The organism is Nocardia jiangxiensis NBRC 101359 (assembly GCF_000308615.1).
Taxonomy (GTDB): Bacteria; Actinomycetota; Actinomycetes; order Mycobacteriales; family Mycobacteriaceae; genus Nocardia; species Nocardia jiangxiensis.
This window is the reverse complement of record NZ_BAGB01000156.1, coordinates 13926-29343: the sequence shown is the minus strand read 5'-3', so window position 1 is coordinate 29343 and position 15418 is coordinate 13926. Positions and strand designations below refer to the sequence as shown.

At 66.2% G+C, this 15418-nt stretch carries 19 protein-coding genes; 4 read left to right on the top strand and 15 right to left on the bottom strand.

Annotation, left to right across the window (positions count from 1 at the left end):
- The first annotated feature begins 34 nt into the window (after positions 1-34).
- On the top strand, positions 35-691 hold the full coding sequence (locus ON40_RS36990; RefSeq protein ID WP_040830010.1) for a TetR/AcrR family transcriptional regulator: 657 nt from the start codon (positions 35-37) through the stop codon (positions 689-691).
- Positions 692-719: 28 nt separating this feature from the next.
- Here the strand turns inward: ON40_RS36990 and ON40_RS36985 are convergent, their stop codons facing one another.
- Together ON40_RS36985 and ON40_RS36980 are read right to left on the bottom strand one after the other, a co-directional pair.
- A complete protein-coding gene (locus ON40_RS36985) occupies positions 720-1319 on the bottom strand; it encodes a TetR/AcrR family transcriptional regulator (RefSeq protein ID WP_051194149.1) in 600 nt (199 codons plus the stop codon).
- A 191-nt stretch (positions 1320-1510) separates the two neighbouring features.
- Positions 1511-1840, bottom strand: a complete 330-nt coding sequence (locus tag ON40_RS36980) for a hypothetical protein (RefSeq protein ID WP_040830009.1) — start codon at positions 1838-1840, stop codon at positions 1511-1513.
- A gap of 475 nt (positions 1841-2315) precedes the next feature.
- Here ON40_RS36980 and ON40_RS36975 point away from each other — a divergent pair, with 475 nt between their 5' ends.
- Both ON40_RS36975 and ON40_RS36970 read left to right on the top strand, forming a co-directional pair.
- Positions 2316-5918: a protein kinase domain-containing protein gene (locus ON40_RS36975; RefSeq protein WP_051194148.1), complete on the top strand. Its 3603-nt coding sequence runs from the start codon at positions 2316-2318 to the stop codon at positions 5916-5918.
- A 100-nt stretch (positions 5919-6018) separates the two neighbouring features.
- Positions 6019-6270, top strand: coding sequence for a Smr/MutS family protein (locus ON40_RS36970; RefSeq protein WP_040830008.1), 252 nt, complete (start codon positions 6019-6021; stop codon positions 6268-6270).
- A gap of 14 nt (positions 6271-6284) precedes the next feature.
- Here the strand turns inward: ON40_RS36970 and ON40_RS36965 are convergent, their stop codons facing one another.
- The 11 genes from ON40_RS36965 to ON40_RS36915 form a co-directional block, all read right to left on the bottom strand.
- Entirely contained in the window at positions 6285-7076 is a 792-nt protein-coding gene (locus tag ON40_RS36965; RefSeq protein ID WP_085997867.1) for an SAM-dependent methyltransferase, read from the bottom strand.
- 411 nt (positions 7077-7487) lie between these two features.
- Complete coding sequence (locus tag ON40_RS36960) at positions 7488-7754, bottom strand: hypothetical protein (RefSeq protein ID WP_051194147.1); 267 nt, start codon at positions 7752-7754, stop codon at positions 7488-7490.
- A 12-nt stretch (positions 7755-7766) separates the two neighbouring features.
- On the bottom strand, positions 7767-8729 hold the full coding sequence (locus ON40_RS36955) for a sigma-70 family RNA polymerase sigma factor (RefSeq protein ID WP_040830007.1): 963 nt from the start codon (positions 8727-8729) through the stop codon (positions 7767-7769).
- A gap of 61 nt (positions 8730-8790) precedes the next feature.
- A complete protein-coding gene (locus ON40_RS36950; RefSeq protein WP_040830006.1) occupies positions 8791-9492 on the bottom strand; it encodes an NAD(P)-dependent oxidoreductase in 702 nt (233 codons plus the stop codon).
- A gap of 29 nt (positions 9493-9521) precedes the next feature.
- Positions 9522-10229 (bottom strand): hypothetical protein, encoded by a 708-nt coding sequence (locus tag ON40_RS36945; RefSeq protein ID WP_040830005.1) that lies wholly within the window; start codon positions 10227-10229, stop codon positions 9522-9524.
- Positions 10230-10296: 67 nt separating this feature from the next.
- Entirely contained in the window at positions 10297-11112 is an 816-nt protein-coding gene (locus ON40_RS36940) for an SDR family NAD(P)-dependent oxidoreductase (RefSeq protein WP_040830004.1), read from the bottom strand.
- Positions 11109-11327 (bottom strand): hypothetical protein, encoded by a 219-nt coding sequence (locus ON40_RS36935; protein WP_174435105.1) that lies wholly within the window; start codon positions 11325-11327, stop codon positions 11109-11111. The genes ON40_RS36940 and ON40_RS36935 overlap by 4 nt, the downstream gene beginning before the upstream one ends.
- A gap of 134 nt (positions 11328-11461) precedes the next feature.
- Complete coding sequence (locus ON40_RS36930; RefSeq protein WP_040830002.1) at positions 11462-11716, bottom strand: hypothetical protein; 255 nt, start codon at positions 11714-11716, stop codon at positions 11462-11464.
- On the bottom strand, positions 11713-11958 hold the full coding sequence (locus ON40_RS36925; RefSeq protein ID WP_040830001.1) for a non-oxidative hydroxyarylic acid decarboxylases subunit D: 246 nt from the start codon (positions 11956-11958) through the stop codon (positions 11713-11715). Before ON40_RS36925 ends, ON40_RS36930 begins: the two co-directional genes overlap by 4 nt.
- Positions 11955-13382, bottom strand: a complete 1428-nt coding sequence (locus tag ON40_RS36920) for a non-oxidative hydroxyarylic acid decarboxylases subunit C (protein WP_040830000.1) — start codon at positions 13380-13382, stop codon at positions 11955-11957. The genes ON40_RS36925 and ON40_RS36920 overlap by 4 nt, the downstream gene beginning before the upstream one ends.
- The gene (locus tag ON40_RS36915) at positions 13369-14022 is read right to left on the bottom strand and encodes a non-oxidative hydroxyarylic acid decarboxylases subunit B (protein WP_505789674.1); all 654 of its coding nucleotides are present in this window, start codon (positions 14020-14022) and stop codon (positions 13369-13371) included. The genes ON40_RS36920 and ON40_RS36915 overlap by 14 nt, the downstream gene beginning before the upstream one ends.
- A gap of 67 nt (positions 14023-14089) precedes the next feature.
- Between ON40_RS36915 and ON40_RS36910 the strand changes: the two genes are divergently transcribed.
- A complete protein-coding gene (locus tag ON40_RS36910; RefSeq protein ID WP_157186667.1) occupies positions 14090-14500 on the top strand; it encodes a MarR family winged helix-turn-helix transcriptional regulator in 411 nt (136 codons plus the stop codon).
- Positions 14501-14728: 228 nt separating this feature from the next.
- On the opposite strand, the gene ON40_RS55580 is transcribed toward ON40_RS36910, so the two are convergent.
- The gene (locus ON40_RS55580) at positions 14729-14857 is read right to left on the bottom strand and encodes a hypothetical protein (protein ID WP_281033098.1); all 129 of its coding nucleotides are present in this window, start codon (positions 14855-14857) and stop codon (positions 14729-14731) included.
- On the bottom strand, positions 14857-15300 hold the full coding sequence (locus tag ON40_RS36905; RefSeq protein WP_040829999.1) for an SgcJ/EcaC family oxidoreductase: 444 nt from the start codon (positions 15298-15300) through the stop codon (positions 14857-14859). The genes ON40_RS55580 and ON40_RS36905 overlap by 1 nt, the downstream gene beginning before the upstream one ends.
- Positions 15301-15418 lie beyond the last annotated feature (118 nt).

Here is a 15418-nt window from a genome sequence, read left to right as displayed (position 1 = left end):
AACAAGAGACCGGTGGTCGACTAGGATGTGACTCGTGAATTTCAAGCGCGCCCGCAGCGATGAGCAGCGCGCCGAGCGTCGGCGGAAGATCCTCGACACCGCGGCAGAGATGCTGACCGAGATGCCCGCTGCGAAACTGAGCCTCAATGAGCTGAGTCGCCGGGTATGCCTGGCCAAGTCGAATGTGTTGCGCTACTTCGAATCTCGTGAGGCAATCCTGCTCGAACTGCTGGACGCGCAGGTGCGGGACTGGATCGTCGCACTGGAAGATGCGGCGGAGCCGATCGCGGGCACACCGCGCGAGCGCGGGGACCGGCTCGCCGCGCTCCTGGCCGACTCGCTGGCGCAGCGACCGATGCTGTGCGATCTGCTCAGCGCCCAGGCCGCGGTGCTGGAACAGAACGTGTCCGCCGACGTCGTCATCGCGCACAAGCACGCGACCATGCGATCCGCCGAGACGCTGGTCACGCTCGTGCGGCGGCACCTACCGGAGCTGGACCCGGCCGACGCGCAGGAATTGACCGCTGTGGCCGTGCTGATCGCCAGCGCGGCCTGGCCGCACAGTCAGCCGACGGCCGCGGTCGAAGCCGCCTACGCCGCCGATCCCGTGGTGGCCGCGTTGCGGATGGATTTCGCCGCGATAGTGGGCCGGACGCTGGCTGTGACCATCTCCGGTCTGCTGGCTCGCTGATCCGCGGCGGCTGCGGAGGTCCGCTGGTTCAAGGCGATTTCGCGGTTTGTCTTGCGCGTGCGCCGATCTGGGGAATTCCGGTCAGTCGGCGCAGCGGTTCGTCGAAGCCCTGCGTGCTCAGCGTCGGATCGATCACCTGGTCCAGGATCAGCCCGTCCAGAGTGGCCAGCAGTACCGTCGCCGTCGCCTCCGGATCGGTCACACCCTCGCTGTGCAACCAGGTGGCGACCGCGGCCCGGAAGCCCCGCAGCATCGGACTCAGTCCCTCCCGCAATCGCTCGTATCGTGTTGCGGCCAAGAGTATTTCGCTGAATACCCGGCTGTCGGGCAGGGCTGCGCTGTAGGGCGCGAGGGCTCCGAGCAACTGCTTCACCCCCGTCGGCCCGGGCTGTGCGAGTGCACCCTCCAGCACGCCGGTTCCGAAGTATTGCGCCAGCCGCAGCGAGGCGTCGATCAGCAGATCCGTCACCGACGGGAAGTGGTAGTGCAGCAGCGCAGTGCACAGTCCGGCGCGCTCGGCCACCATCTCGGTGGTCACCGCGCCCCAACCATGTTCGGCGATCAACACCACGGCCGCGTCCATCAGCCGCTCGCGGGTCTTGCGGCCCTGCTGGATCGACGTCGACATGCCGCCCTTCCCTGCACGATTTTCACGATCGGTCGGTGGGTATCTGTCTCGGTGCACGACCAAACTAGTGGACACGAGCGCGCTGACACGGTTATTTCACGCAACCTACAGGCTGAGACGGAGCGTCAGCTCCTACCGCGGGACCCGGTGCGTCGGAACTGCGGCTGTGATCGTGTCCGGTTTGTGCAGTGCTACCGACGCTCGTTGGGACGCGACGAATCCGGTGCGATATGTCCTGCGGCGATGAGGGTTTCGAATGCGGCGCGCTTGCGGCCGCAGGAATGTTCACGATGCGTCTGCATCGTCCGGTGCGCCTCGGCGACCGTCAATGGCCGCTCAGGCGTCGAACACGACCGGCTCGGCAGCAGGATCGCGGTGTCCCGGCCGCGCCGCGCGGATGTTCCGTGATGTCCGGAGATCGCCGGCCAACACACCGGCAGCAACGGAATCAGACCGGCCAGCACGAAACCACAACCGGCCAGCGCGATCAGTACCACCGACGCTGTACTCCACACGTCCATGACCGAATTCCTTCCGAACTCTCGACCAGCACTCGGGTTCTCTGGTCCGGATCGCGCAGGCGCCCACCGGATCCGAGCCACTCCAGGGCGATTCACAACAGGATCGGGCGCATTGGCGGGGTGTCGCGCCGGCCATGGCGGTCCTCCTATCCTGTGGACCATGCCGCTGTTTTATGTAATATAACGCTGACTGGTGGCATATAACAACGGTCCTCGTGTACCGCCCAGGTCTCGGTTCGGTTACCGGATGCGCGTGCGGCGTCGATCGACGGCGCACTGAAAAGCGCTGTGCTGCAAGGGGTTCATGGCCGGTTGAACTCGGCGTAACCCATCGGCCGGGAAACGCCCTGTCGATCGTCAGGTAGCGCCGCGCCGATGGCGCGGGCGACGATGAACCCGGTGATTGCGCACCCGTGCCGGTGAGCGGATTGCGCGGGGGTGGCCGGTCGACGAGAACGAAGCGAGGCGAACTGTCATGGTGAGCGAGGATTTCGGCTCGGACGCAACCGAGTTCGGGTCGTGGCGGGTCGGAGAAGTCGTCGCAGACCTGTACCAGGTCCGTGAGGTGGTCACGTCCGGGGGGATGGGGCTGGTATATCGGGTGTGGCATCACGGTTGGCGGGTGGAACTGGCGGTGAAGACGCCGCGCCCGGAGTTGCTGAATTCGCCGATGCGCCTGCGGGACTTCGAAGCCGAGGCCGAGGCGTGGGTGGGACTCGGGGTACATCCGAACACGGTGTCGTGCGCATATGTGCGTCGGTTCGACAGTGGCGTGCCGCGGGTATTCGCCGAATGGGTGGACGGGGGCAGCCTCGCCGATGCCGTCCGCAACCGGACTCTCTACAGCGGCGATCAGGAGCGGACGTTCGGTCGGTTGCTGGATGTGGCGATCCAGTTCGCCTGGGGGCTCGAGCACGCCCATGGGCAGGACCTGATTCATCAGGACGTGAAGCCGGCCAACGTGATGCTCACCGTCGATGGAACGGTGAAGGTTACCGATTTCGGGCTGGCCAAGGCCCGGAACTCCGCAGGCGAGGTGGCCGGTATGGGCCCGGATGCGAGTGTGCTGGTCGGGTTCGGCGGTATGACACCGGCCTACTGCTCGCCGGAGCAGGCGCTGGCGGTCCGCGACGCATCTGTGTCACTGTCGCGGGCGACGGACGTGTGGTCCTGGGCGATCAGCGTGTGGGAGTTGTTCGCCGGTCGACCGCCATGCCGATTCGGGCAGACCGCGGGCGAGGCGTTCGAATCGTTCGTCGCCGACAGCGGCCCGCAGATCCCCGGGATCCCTTCGATGCCAACACGATTGGCGGATCTACTGCGGAAATGCTTCGCGCCGGATCCCGCAGCTCGGCCGAGAATCGGAGCGTTGGCGGACGCGCTGGCCGAGGTCTACGCCGACCTGCTCGGCGAGCCCTTTCCGCGATCACGGCCGGTCGCGGCCGAGTTGCTCGCCGACGGGTTGTCGAACAAGGCGTTGTCGCTGCTGGATCTGGGCCGACCGGAGGAGGCCGTAGAGGCGTGGCGGCAAGCGGTCGCGATCGATCCACACCACCTGCCGACGGTGCACAACTTCGGTCTGTATCGGTGGAGGTCGGGACTGTGCACCGGAGAGGAGGTCGTCTCGGATCTCCAGGCTGCGCGAGACACGGATGTCGGCGCTCCGGTGGGGCTCGGCGCACTGCTCTTGGGAACGGTGCAGCTCGAGCGTGACGACGAGCGGGCCGGGGATCTGCTGCGGGCGGCAGCAGCCGCAGACCCGAACTCGCCGGATTGCGCAGCCGCACTGGCCGAGTGGGAGCGTCGCCCACCGCGAGTTGTCGCCGACTTCGACGGCCACGCCGACGACGTGTCGGCGGTGGCGGCCGACGCCGAGGGCGCCCTTGTCATATCCGGCGACCGAGCGGGCAGGCTGCTGCTGTGGTCACCGGGACAGCACCGGCCCCGAAACATCTTGACGCCCAAGGGATCACCGATCGCAGCACTCGCGATCGATGACGTGGGCGCCGTCGGCGCGGCCATCCGGGCGGACCGGCGGATCGAGCTGTGGGATCTGGAACACGGCCGCGTCCGGCCGGGGCACCCTGCCATGAATCAGGAGAACGACAATGTCGCCGTCGCGGTGAGCGGTGACGGCCGCTACGTCGCCACCGGATCCGCGAGCGGGACCATCCGGGTCTGGACACTCGATCCACCACGGTGTGTCGCAACCCTGCCGGGGCACCTCGGACCTGTCACGTCACTGGCGCTGAGCGGAGACGGTCAGACGGTCTTGTCCGCATCGTTCCGCGGGCTCGACCGGGCGGACGGCGACTGCACGGTCCGGTCCTGGGATGTGGCCGGTGGCCGTTGCCTCGCCACGGTGACCGGACCGGCCCGGGGAACGCTGAACGGCAAAGCGGTGCACACCAGCCCGATGGATGTCGCGGCCGTTTCGCAGGACGCCGGGTGGGCCGTCGTCGCCTGGTGGCATGGGCCGCTGATGCTGTGGGACGCCTCGCGCGGCACCGTTGTGAGCGAGGTGCCACACCGGTTGCGAGACCTGACGCGGCTGGAGGTTCATTCCGCCGGGCCCACTGTGCTCAGCGCGGGTGATGCCAGTGTGCCGATTCGCGTGTGGGAGGCACGCACCGGCCGTTGCCTGCGCACGCTGGACGCGGAGGTGTCGTGGGCCGTCCGGTGGGTGCGTGCCGCGACCGTCGCCGGGCACGGCCGGATCGCGGTGCTCGGCGGTAGCGGCATCGTCGCAGTTCGTGGGTTGCCGACGACCGGCTACCTTGCGCCGTGGTGTTACGCACGCCCCCGGTCGGCCGGTGAACTCACCCGGACCGCGGCGACGTTCGCGGAGTTGGTGGACCGTGCGCGGTATCTCGCGGAACAAGAACAATTCGCATCTGCCGCCGCGATATTGCATTCTGCGCAGCAGGTTCCGGGCTTCGCCCGGCACCCGGCCCTACGGGAAATCTGGGCGCAGGTGGGTGTGCACGGACGCAGGTCCGCGCTGCGCAGCGTGGCGGCTCTGTATTCCTTCGACGGGCGCGGACTGCTCACACAACCGCCGACGCTCGCGCTGCGCGAGGACGGTCTCGTCGCGGCGACCGGATGCTGGACCGGCGAGGTGGATGTCTGGGATTGCCTGGCGGGAAAGGTCGTGCACACCTTCGACCCGGGTGAGGGCGGCGCACCATGGGATATCCGGTTCGTCGTCGATGGCATGTCGCTCGCGGTACTGACGTCGGCGGGCACGATCCGGCAACTGAGCCTGGGGGATTGGTCCAAGCGCATCTTCGACGATGAGAACGGTGCTATCACCGCATTCGCGGCGACGCCGGCGGGGGACCGGATTCTCATCGGGGACGAGACCGGCACTCTGCGCCTACGGGATCTGCCCAGCGGTGCGGTACTGCGCACACTGCGGGCGGATGACGGCAAGATCCACGCGGTCGCAGTCAGCCCCGACGGCCGCAGCCTGGCCGCTTTCGGCGGCACGCGTCCGGATGCGAACCGCTTCGACGGCCCGGGGGACAACGTCATCCATGTGTGGTCGTCGGATTCGGACCGGCCCGCGTGGACGCTGCCGTCACGTTGGCGCGACGAAAGTCTGGCCTTCAGCGCGGACGGCCGCACTCTGTTCGTCTACCAGCAGATGGCGGTCGGCGCGTGGGATGTGAATACCGGTGAGCTCCGTTACAGTCGCCGCGGTGACGGGACCGCCACGACCGCCATCGCGTTCAGCGCCAACGGTATTCGAGCCGTCACCGCGTGCGCGGAGGGTTTGGAGGTATGGGCTGTCGCGACGGGAGAGGTACTGCACACGCTGCCGATGCCGAGCAGCGGAATGGTTTTTGCGCTCAGCGCCGACGGTTCGTTCGTGGTCACCGGAGGCTGGGATCGCCTGGTGCGAGTGTGGGACGTCGACTCCGGGCGTTGCCTACAGACACTGGAGGGTCATCAGGCAGCGCTCAGCCAGGTGGCGCCGGCGCGGGACGGCAGCGTGCTGGCCACTGTGGATCTCGACTCGTGCCTACGGGTCTGGGAATTGTCATGGGATTTCGAGCTCCCGCAGGACTCACCGTGAGCAGATCGGCCGACGGCTCGATCGGCGAACCTGTCGAGTCACAACCGGTTCTCGCGCCGGCTATTGCCAGAATGATTGTCGTACAACGAAAGTAGTGAAGATGTCCAACGTAGTGACCGTCGATCTGCATCCGGTCTTCCGTAACGATCGCGATATCGACAATGTGGTGCGCTCGGCCATCTTTCGCGCTGCCGGGCAGCACGCGACGTTGGTCGAGATCATTCCGGGGAAGGGCGCGGGCACCTTGAAGAAGCGCGTTCTGGCGCTACTTCGGCAGCCGCATATGCGCAAGCTCTACCGGAAGGTCGAGGAGGATCCGCAGAACGCCGGGCGCATCCTGGTGCATCTGTGAACCGGTAGTCGCGGTCAGGGTTTGCGTCCGACGGCCCCGTACATCGCGATGTCGGCGTCATCGATCTTTCCGATGTGTATCGGATCCGGTCGCCACTTGTGCATCTGCACCAGGCCGGGCTCCTCGAGCTCGAGTCCTTCGAAGAACTGCTCCGCTTGGGCTTTGGTGCGCCACCTGAGGGTTTCCCCGTGCGAGTGGTAGAGGTCGCGGACCTTGGCCAGTGGTTCGGGGGCGAAGTCGTCGGTGGCGATCGTCGCGGCGAAATAGCTTCCCGGGGGCAGGATGTCGATGACATGGCGGGCAACGCGCAGCGCCTCGTCGTCATCCTCGATGAAGTGCAGCATCGCGATCAGCATCAGCCCGATCGGCCGGTTCAAATCGAGCGTCTGCCGAAGTTGGGGAGCCGCGAGGATCGCTTCCGGGTCGCGCATATCGCCGTGGATGTAGTCGGTACGCCCCTCGCGGGTGCTGCTCATCAACGCTCTGGCGTGAGCGAGCACGACCGGATCGTTGTCCACGTAGACCACCCGCGAGTCGGGTGCGACCGCCTGCACGACCTCGTGCAGATTGGGTGCGGTGGGAATACCGGTCCCGATGTCGAGAAATTGCCGGATGCCACATTCGGCGGCCAGGAACCGAGCCGCCCGATGCATGAAAGTCCGGTTGGCCTGCATATGAATTCGCAGAGCAGGCCACACCTCGAGGGATTCCTCACCAGCAGCGCGGTCGGGCCCGTAATTGTCCTTGCCACCCAGGATGTAGTCGTAGATCCGAGCCCCGTGAGCCCGCCCGACATCCAGATCCACAGCTTCCTCCTCGCCCACCGACTCCGCCTCCAACCGTCGTGCTTCCGGCCCTCCCCGAATTGATCCTAGGGCCTACACGATTCGGTCCGCACACCCAAACCCATTGGGGCGTATATCAATTGGGTGACATCCTCCAAGACGTGCCAGGATGGATCGCTCCTACGGCTTCGTCTGCCCCGGGCCGTTCTTCACCGGCTCGCCGATCCGCATCGCCCACCGCACAGCAGTCGAGACAATGTTCATCTTCGGCTCGAACGAATCCGGTCCGTCTACGGGTACCCAGGCCCAGCCGGACTACTCCTCGGTTCTGCGTGGTGCAGCCGGTCATGTGTTGGGGCGCAGGCTGGTTCCGGCTCCCCGGCGTCGGATAGTGGTTGTGTGCGGGGGTGGACGAGTCGATTTGAGACGGGGCTAGTCGACGCCGTCGTCACGCAGGGGTGGAACGGTATCTGGTGCGGCCTTTTCGGGAGCCCCGCAGAGTTCGGCTGCGATACGGAACAGGCGAACGCGTTCCGTTGGGCAGTTGTCCTGCTCGTCGTGGTAATCGAGTGCGCGACGATCAATTTGCTGAATCATGTCTTCGGCGGCGGCGTCGGATCCGAGCATGAGTTGGCAGAACAGGCGCAGCTGTGCGCGCAGCGCGGCGTCGTGTCGAGCGATGTTTTCCTGTTCGGGCATGCCGTTGCCCGGTCAGAGCCCGAACAGTGGAAACAGCCCGGAGCCGTGGAACGCGACGACCCCGCTGACGCCGTCGGCGCTAAGTGTCAGGACGTGCACCGCATGTGGTCGGCGCGCACCGTCATGGCTGCGGGCGTATACGGCGAAGGCGGGCTGTCCATTGGCGGAGGTGGCGAGCAGTTCGGTCGGCCCGATTGCCCGCATCTGCCTGGTCAGGAAGGCCAGGATGGTGTCGCGTCCTTCGAACCAGGTCGCGATCGGCGGCATTTCCCATCGTGCGTCCTCGGTCAATATCGCGACGAGTTGATCGATGTCCGCGGTTTCGAATGCGGTGACGTATCGGTCGAGCAGGGCTCGCTGGCGTGGCTCGGCGGGTTCGGTCAGATCGTCCTGGCTGAGCGGAACCTGGGCGCGTGCTCGCTGCAGCGCGCTGTTGACGGCCGCTGTTGTCATCTCCAGCAGTTCCGCGACCTCGCTGGTTCGCCATTGCAGCACGTCGCGCAGGATCAGCACGGCTCGTTGTCGCGGTGGTAGCTGTTGCAAGGCCCCCATCAGGGCCAGGCGCATGGTCTGTCGTTGCACCACGACAGTTGCCGGGTCGGTCGGTGCGGTGGTGAACAGGAAGTCGGGTATCGGCTGCAGCCACGGTATCTCGGGGGATCGTCGGACCAGCCCGGCGTCCGGGTGCGTCTCGGGGGCGCCGAGATCGGCGGGCAGTGGCCTGCGTCTGCTTTTTTCCAGCGCTTTGAAACATGCCCTGGTCGCGATGCGGTAGAGCCAGGTGCGCAACGACGATCGGCCCTCGAAGCCGTCGTATGCCCGCCACGCATCGAGAAGGACGTCCTGCAGCACTTCTTCGGCTTCGTCGACCGAGCCGAGCATGCGGTAGCAGTAGGCGAGCAACTCTCGCCGGAACGGTTCGCTCAGCCGTCCGAAATCCTCGTTGCCGGTACCGGTTTCGGTCGCTGTGTGCATGATCCGTCGATCCTGTTGTGGGGGTGGTTGATTCGGCTGTCGAGGTCACGTCGGCGTCGTTCTAGTAACCGATCGTGAAGCGGCGCTGCACGAAGCGCGGAAGCTCCACTTCGTCGAGAACGGCGACGGCGGCGTCTTCGGCGGATATGCGACTGCGCCCCTCGGCGTCGGTGACGGGTTGGTCGCCGCCGATCCGGAAACGGCCGGTGCGTTCGCCGGGGGCGATCTCCACGGCTGGACTCAGGTAGGTCCAGAGCCGATTGGAGGCGCGAAACAGGTTCAGCGCGTCGCCGTGGCCGTGCATCGCCGCGGCATATTCCCTGGGCAGGCCGAAGCCGTCGATCGCGGCATCGAGAAGCTCGTCGGAATCGGCGAACACCTGTCCGGGCCGGACCTCGAGACTCGCGGCGCCGCCGACGACGATGAGCCGGACCCTGGAGTGGCTTTCCAGTGCGGTCAGCAATGCTGTGGCTGCGCGGGCGTAGATGCCGGGATCGGCGATGGCGCGCGCCACGGCGTCAACGGGGTCGCGGGCGGCGTTGCCTGCGCCGAATCCGCTGATCAGGACGTCGAGGCCAGGCAGGGCCGCGGCGATACCGCCGGCATCGGTGACGTCGAGGTTCTCCCATCGGATGTTCTCACGACTGTCTCGAACGACGGAGACGTCGCGACTGAATGCCGTGACCTGGTGCCCGCGGTCGAGCGCTTCCGTGACGATTCGGCTGCCGATGGTGCCGGTGGCGCCGATGACTCCGATGTGCATGATTCTCCTGTTGCGGAAAGGTTTTCGGATCAGCAGACGGTGATGTCGGCCATGTCGATGGCGACCAGGTCGATCCGGTCGTCGCCCATGGTGGTGTAGGCCCGGCGAGTGGCGGGGATGATGATGCCGTCGATGTCGCGGTAGTCGGCGGCGTAGAGCTGTGACTCGGTGCCGGGGTCGACGATGTCGATGGTGAAGTCGTGGCGGCGCAGCAGCCCGTCCGGACCGAAGCAGAACACCTGCTTGCGGGTGTGGCTCTTGATGTGGTCGGGGAAGGTGACGTTCAGCCGCCGCCATGTTTCACCGTCGGCCTCGATGGGCGCGATCTCTTCGCAGACGAACCCCGGCCACGTGAACAGGAACGGCGTACTCAGATACGTCCATAGTGCTTCCCCGGTGAAGTACGCGAGATGCAGGTCGTCCCAAGGTGTTTGGAACTGGTGGCCGTCGAACGACCGCTCCGGGTCGTCACGTGTGTCGACAACCGTGCCGTCGAGGTGCTGCAGGACGACCCGGTCGGGCCGGAAGAGCGAGCGTCGGTTTCGACCGACGTAGTCCATGGTCAGCTGTTGCTGTGTGGTGTTCACCTCGAAGCGGACGCTGCGCATCGCGTCTGCTTTTCCCTTGATCTGCCAGAAGGCGCCGGTGATGGCTGCCTCGACGGTGATCGCCCGGATCCGGTTCCACCGGTCCAGGCCGCCGTGTGCGGCGACCGCGGTCGCGAGTAGATCGTTCATTGCTGTGCTCCTCCAGTGGGTGTGCCCCGGTCGCCGGTGTGGTGTGGCGGCTGGGGCGTGCGTGTTGTCAGTCGACGATGAGCCCGCCAGTGAGGTTGGCGACGGTTCCGGTCATCGCGGAGGCCCGGTCGGAGGCGAGAAATACTGCGACCGATGTGAGTTCGGCCAGTGTGGTGGGGCGTTTGCGGTGGGTCATCGCGGTGGCGGCGGCGGTGAACTGGTCTTTGCCGATGCCCAGCGCGTCGGCGTGCAGCCCGTACACGACGTCGATCACCGGCGTCTCGACCATGCCCGTAGTGCGCAGGCAGATCGAGCGGACGCCGTGCTGGGCCCATTCGGCGGACAGCGCCCGATTGAGGGCTTCCATCGCCGCCCAGCCGACACTCATACCGCCGACCAGCGGCAGACTCACCCGGGCCGGTTCGGGCGTGTGCATCATGATCACTCCCGATTCACGCGGGATCATGTGCCGTGCAGCGGATTTCGCGGTCACGAAGTGAGCCTGGGCGTACGTCGTGACCGGTCGCATGAAATTTTCGACCGGAAGGTCGGCGAACGGGATTCCCTGCAGTCCCCGCGGCGAGATACCGATCGCGTTGAACGACACGTCGATCCCACCGGCGTCGGCCACGACGGCGTCGAGATGTTCGGCGACGGACTTCTCGTCCAGGGCGTCGACCACGGCGGTCTCGACGGATCCTCCCGCGGCGGCGATCTCCTTCGCCACCGTATCGACGTTGTCGGGATTGCGCCCGGTCAGAAAGACCCTGGCACCTTCGTGGGCGAACCCGCGAGCGACCGCGCCGCCCACCGCCCCGCCAGCGCCGTAGACAACCACGTTCTTGTTCTCCAGCAGCATGTCCTTCTCCTTCTCGTTGATCACGCCGGAGCGTGAAGTCCGTGGCAGGTGAGCTGGTACTGGTTGCCGGTGTCCCGGCACAGCCGTGCGATCTCGGCGCCGACGGTGGCCGGGGTGAGCAGCGGTTCGAGTGCCGCGGTGAATGTGGCGGTGTCGATTCCCGCGCGCCGGGCGTAGGCGGCGACACCGCCTGCCGCTTCGCCGCGTGCCTGGTCTCGGACAACGACCGGTTCGGTCATGGTGACCACCTCCTACCAATACAGAGGTGATCGGAGCGCGAAAGTCATCGGTGTTTCGTCCGGTCGTATGAGGACGTGAGGACGCGACCTGGTTCGCGGGAGGAGGTGCCGCATCTGTGTTGGGCGGTGACGATTCAGTGGCGGTGGAACATCCACTGGTGCGGCGGGCGGCGGGTCAGCCCGGTCGGTTCGGACCGGATTCGCGGTCGCACATGGTTTTTCGAGGTGGCGATGAGGACGACGCGATCGTCGGGGGAGCTGTAGAGGCGAATGTCGGTGCTGTCGCCGAGTTCGGCGGCAGCGGTTGCGCGAACCCAGGCGAGCAACTGTGCGTACCGGCCCGGGTTCGCGGCGGCTTCCCACATGAGTGTCGGCTTCGGGGTGCTCATCGCGAGACCAGCGGTGGGACAGGCGGCACCGCGGGGGCGGCGTGTAGGTCGGCTTCGGTCAGTACGAACGCCCGCGGGTAGTGCTCGCGGTCGGTGCGTCGCGCGGGTTCGGTGGTGCGCCAGGTGAAGCCGCAGGGCTGGCACTGGCGGACTTCCCAGATCCCCGGGACGGGGCTGGTGGCGAGGGTGCGGATCGTATTCGAGGCGCAGCGTGGGCAGAGCGATTGTGCGGGGGTGCTCACCGTTGTGCTCCGATCATGGTGGTGAGGCGGTCGATCCATGCTGCTGTTTCGGGTAGGTCGCGGACAGGTTGGCTGAAGTGGCCGCGGTCGTCGGGGGTGACCGGAGTGGTGGCATCGATGATGAGCTTGTCGGTGATGCCCGATGGTGAGGAGCTGGGGTCGAGTGCGACGACGGACAGGTTGGGTAACCGGACGACATCGCCTGCGGCGTTGACCTTGGTCGACAGTGCCCACATGACCTGCGGCAGGTTGAACGGGTCGACATCCTCGTCGACGAGGATGACCATCTTGACGTAGCCGAGCCCGTGTGGTGTCGTCATCGCCCGCATGCCGACGGCCTTGGCGAAGCCGCCGTAGCGCTTGCGGGTGGAGATGATGGCGAGGAGCCCGTGCGTGTACATGGCGTTGACCGCCTGCACCTCGGGGAAATCCGCAGTGAGCTGCTTGTGGAGCGGGACGCAGGTGGCGGGTCCGATCAGGTAGTCGACTTCGGTCCAGGGCATGCCGAGGTACAGCGATTCGAAGATCGGATCGGTGCGGTAGGAGATTCGGTCGATCCGGATCACGGGCATGCTGTGCCCGCCGGAGTAGTGTCCGGTGAATTCGCCGAAGGGACCTTCGAGTTCCCGGCGCCGGCTCTCGATGACTCCCTCGATGACGACCTCGGATCCCCAGGGGACATCGAATCCTGTCAAGGGTGCGGTGGCGATGGGGTACGGAGCCTGCCGTATTGCACCGGCCATCTCGTATTCGGATTGGTCGTATCGCAGTGGTGTCGAGGCCATCAACGTGATGATGGGGTCGTTGCCGAGGGTGATGGCGACCGGAAGGTCCTCGCCGCGTTCTTCTGCCGCGTGGAGATGGATTGCGATGTCGTGCACCGGAACCGGCTGGATCGCGAGGTACCGGGGACCTTTGACCTGCATGCGGTAGATGCCGACGTTCTGCTTGTCGAAGCTGTCGCGCTCGTCCGGGTCGCGGGATACCACCGCGGCCTTGTCGAGGTAGAAGCCTCCGTCACCGTCGTTGAGCCGGAACAGCGGCAGGAGGTCGAAGATGTTGATGTCATCGCCCTGGACGGTGTTGGTTCGCCACGGTGCGTCCTCGCGGCGTTCCGGCTGGACCGGGAACGCGTCCCAGCGGCGGATGAATTCGGCAACCTGGGCCCTGGTGGATGTCGCCGGGTCCATGCCGAGTGCGATCGCGTGGTTGGGCCAGGAGCCGAGCGTGTTCAGCGCGACCTTGGCGTTGGTGAATCCGGCGATGTTGTCGAAGTAGAGGCCGGGTGCGGTGTCGCCGATCCGGCCCGCGGCATTCGCGGCGGCGGCCAGGTCCGGCTCTGCTTGCACTTCGTCGGAGATCCGGAGCAGTTGACCGCCTGCGTCCAGTGCGTCGAGGAACGACCTGAGATCATCGAATTGCATCGGCTTTCCAATCGGTTGCGGATTCGGGCTGATGGACTGCGGCAGAGGGGAATTCGGTGCCGGGAGCATGGATCCCCGCCCAGCGGCGGGCGCGCGGATGGGGTAGATCGAACTGGTCGAGGACTCGCGCGACGATGTGATCGACGATGTCCTCGACGGTGCCCGGGTGGTTGTAGAACGCCGGCATGGGCGGAACGATGCGCACGCCCAGTTCGGCCAGTGCGGTCATGTTCTGCAGGTGAATGGCGCTGAGGGGGGTTTCTCGCGGTACCAGCACGAGCCGGCGGTGTTCCTTGAGCACGACGTCCGCGGCGCGGCCGACGAGGCTGTCGGAGTAACCGGCGCGAATGCCCGCCAGGGTCTTCATGCTGCACGGGATGATGATCATTCCGTCGGTGCGGAACGAGCCGGAACTGATCGAGGCGGCCTGGTCACCGGGGCCGTGGACCACGTCGGCCAGTGCCCGCACCTCGGCCACGGAGTAGGGGGTCTCGAGTTCGATGGTGGTGCGCGCCCAGCGGGAGAGCACCAGATGGGTCTCCACGTCCGGCATGTCCCGCAGCGTCTTCAGTAGCGCCACGCCCAGTGGTGCACCCGTTGCTCCGGACATTCCGACGATGAGCCGCATCAGATCCTCCATTGTTCGTATACGAACTATTCGACTTCAGGCTAGTCTGTTCGTGTACGAACTACAACGGGGAGGTCACGTGTTCGACGACACACCGTTTCACCTGATGCGAGTGATCCTGCAAGACCACGGTGCCCGGTGGCACGAACGGATGCCACAACTGACCAAGCCGCAGTACGCGGTGCTCGAGGCGCTCGACGCGCACGATGGACTCGACCAGAAGGCGCTCGGTGAGGCGAGCGCGACGACGAAGGCCACGCTGACCGAGATGCTCGCGCGGATGCAGGAGCGCGGCCTCATCGAGCGCCGGTCCGATGCCGTCGATGGCCGCAAACGGTCGGTGCATCTGGCCGAAGCCGGGAGGCGAACGCTGGCCGACGCCCGAATCGTCGCGCGCGACCTCGAAAAAGAAATCCTGGGCGCACTGTCCGCCAGTCAACTGCGACAGCTGTCGTCCCTGCTGGCGACGCTGCGCCACGCCTCGGCGTGAGGCGAAGTCGTCGGCGGCTCGGCGACCAACCGGAAGGACCGAGTGCCGGTGAGTGCATCCAGTGGTGATCGAACATGCGGCTGTGGCGTCACTTGATGCGGCGTTCGGCCGAATCGACGGGGTCTGCCCGAGTGTAGGAGTTGCTGTTCCATCCGTTGCATATCGGTATACACCGGTGGAGCAGTCGGATGAGGAGCCTGGCGATGAAGCCTGCGTCGAGGGGAATGCTCAGTCCGGCTGAGGAGATGACGAGCAGACGGCTCTCGGCGGCAGGACCGTGATGATCGCGGCGGTGGTGTCGGAGTAGAGCGTGGTGGGTCCGCGGCCGGTGGCCCCGATGACTGCGATGGTGCTCATCAGCGGGCGGCCGGTCGGGAGGCGGGTTGGAATGTGAAGGTGAGCGCCTCCATGAGCCGCTTGCGCTGGGTCTTCTGCACCGCCGCGATCCGCCACTGGCGGTCGGTATCGCGGACCACTGTGTAGGTGGCGAGCTTGCCCAGCAGCTTGGGCGCCTTCTTCGAGGACTCGCCGCGCGTCACCACAATCGCGGTATCGTCTCCGTACCTGCGGATTTCAATGATCTCGACGGTGAGCCGGGTGTCTTTCAGGAAGCTGTCGAACAGTGCCTGGTGGCCGCGGCCGATCTCCGCGCCGCCGTGGTAGACGGTGCCCGTATAGGTGACGTCGGTGGCATCGGCGGTGAAGCATTCACCGTAGGCGTTGCCGTCGCCGCGGTTCCAGGCGTCGGCGCTGCGCTCGATGAGGGAGCGAATGTCGGCGGTGTCGGTGGTGGCGTTCATGGTGTTTCCTTTCAGTGAGCGAGCAGGGCCAGGGCGGCATCGCGTGGAATGAGCCGCAGTGCGGCAGTGAACAATTGATTGGCGCGGCTGGTGAGCACGACCGGACCGGACCTGTCGG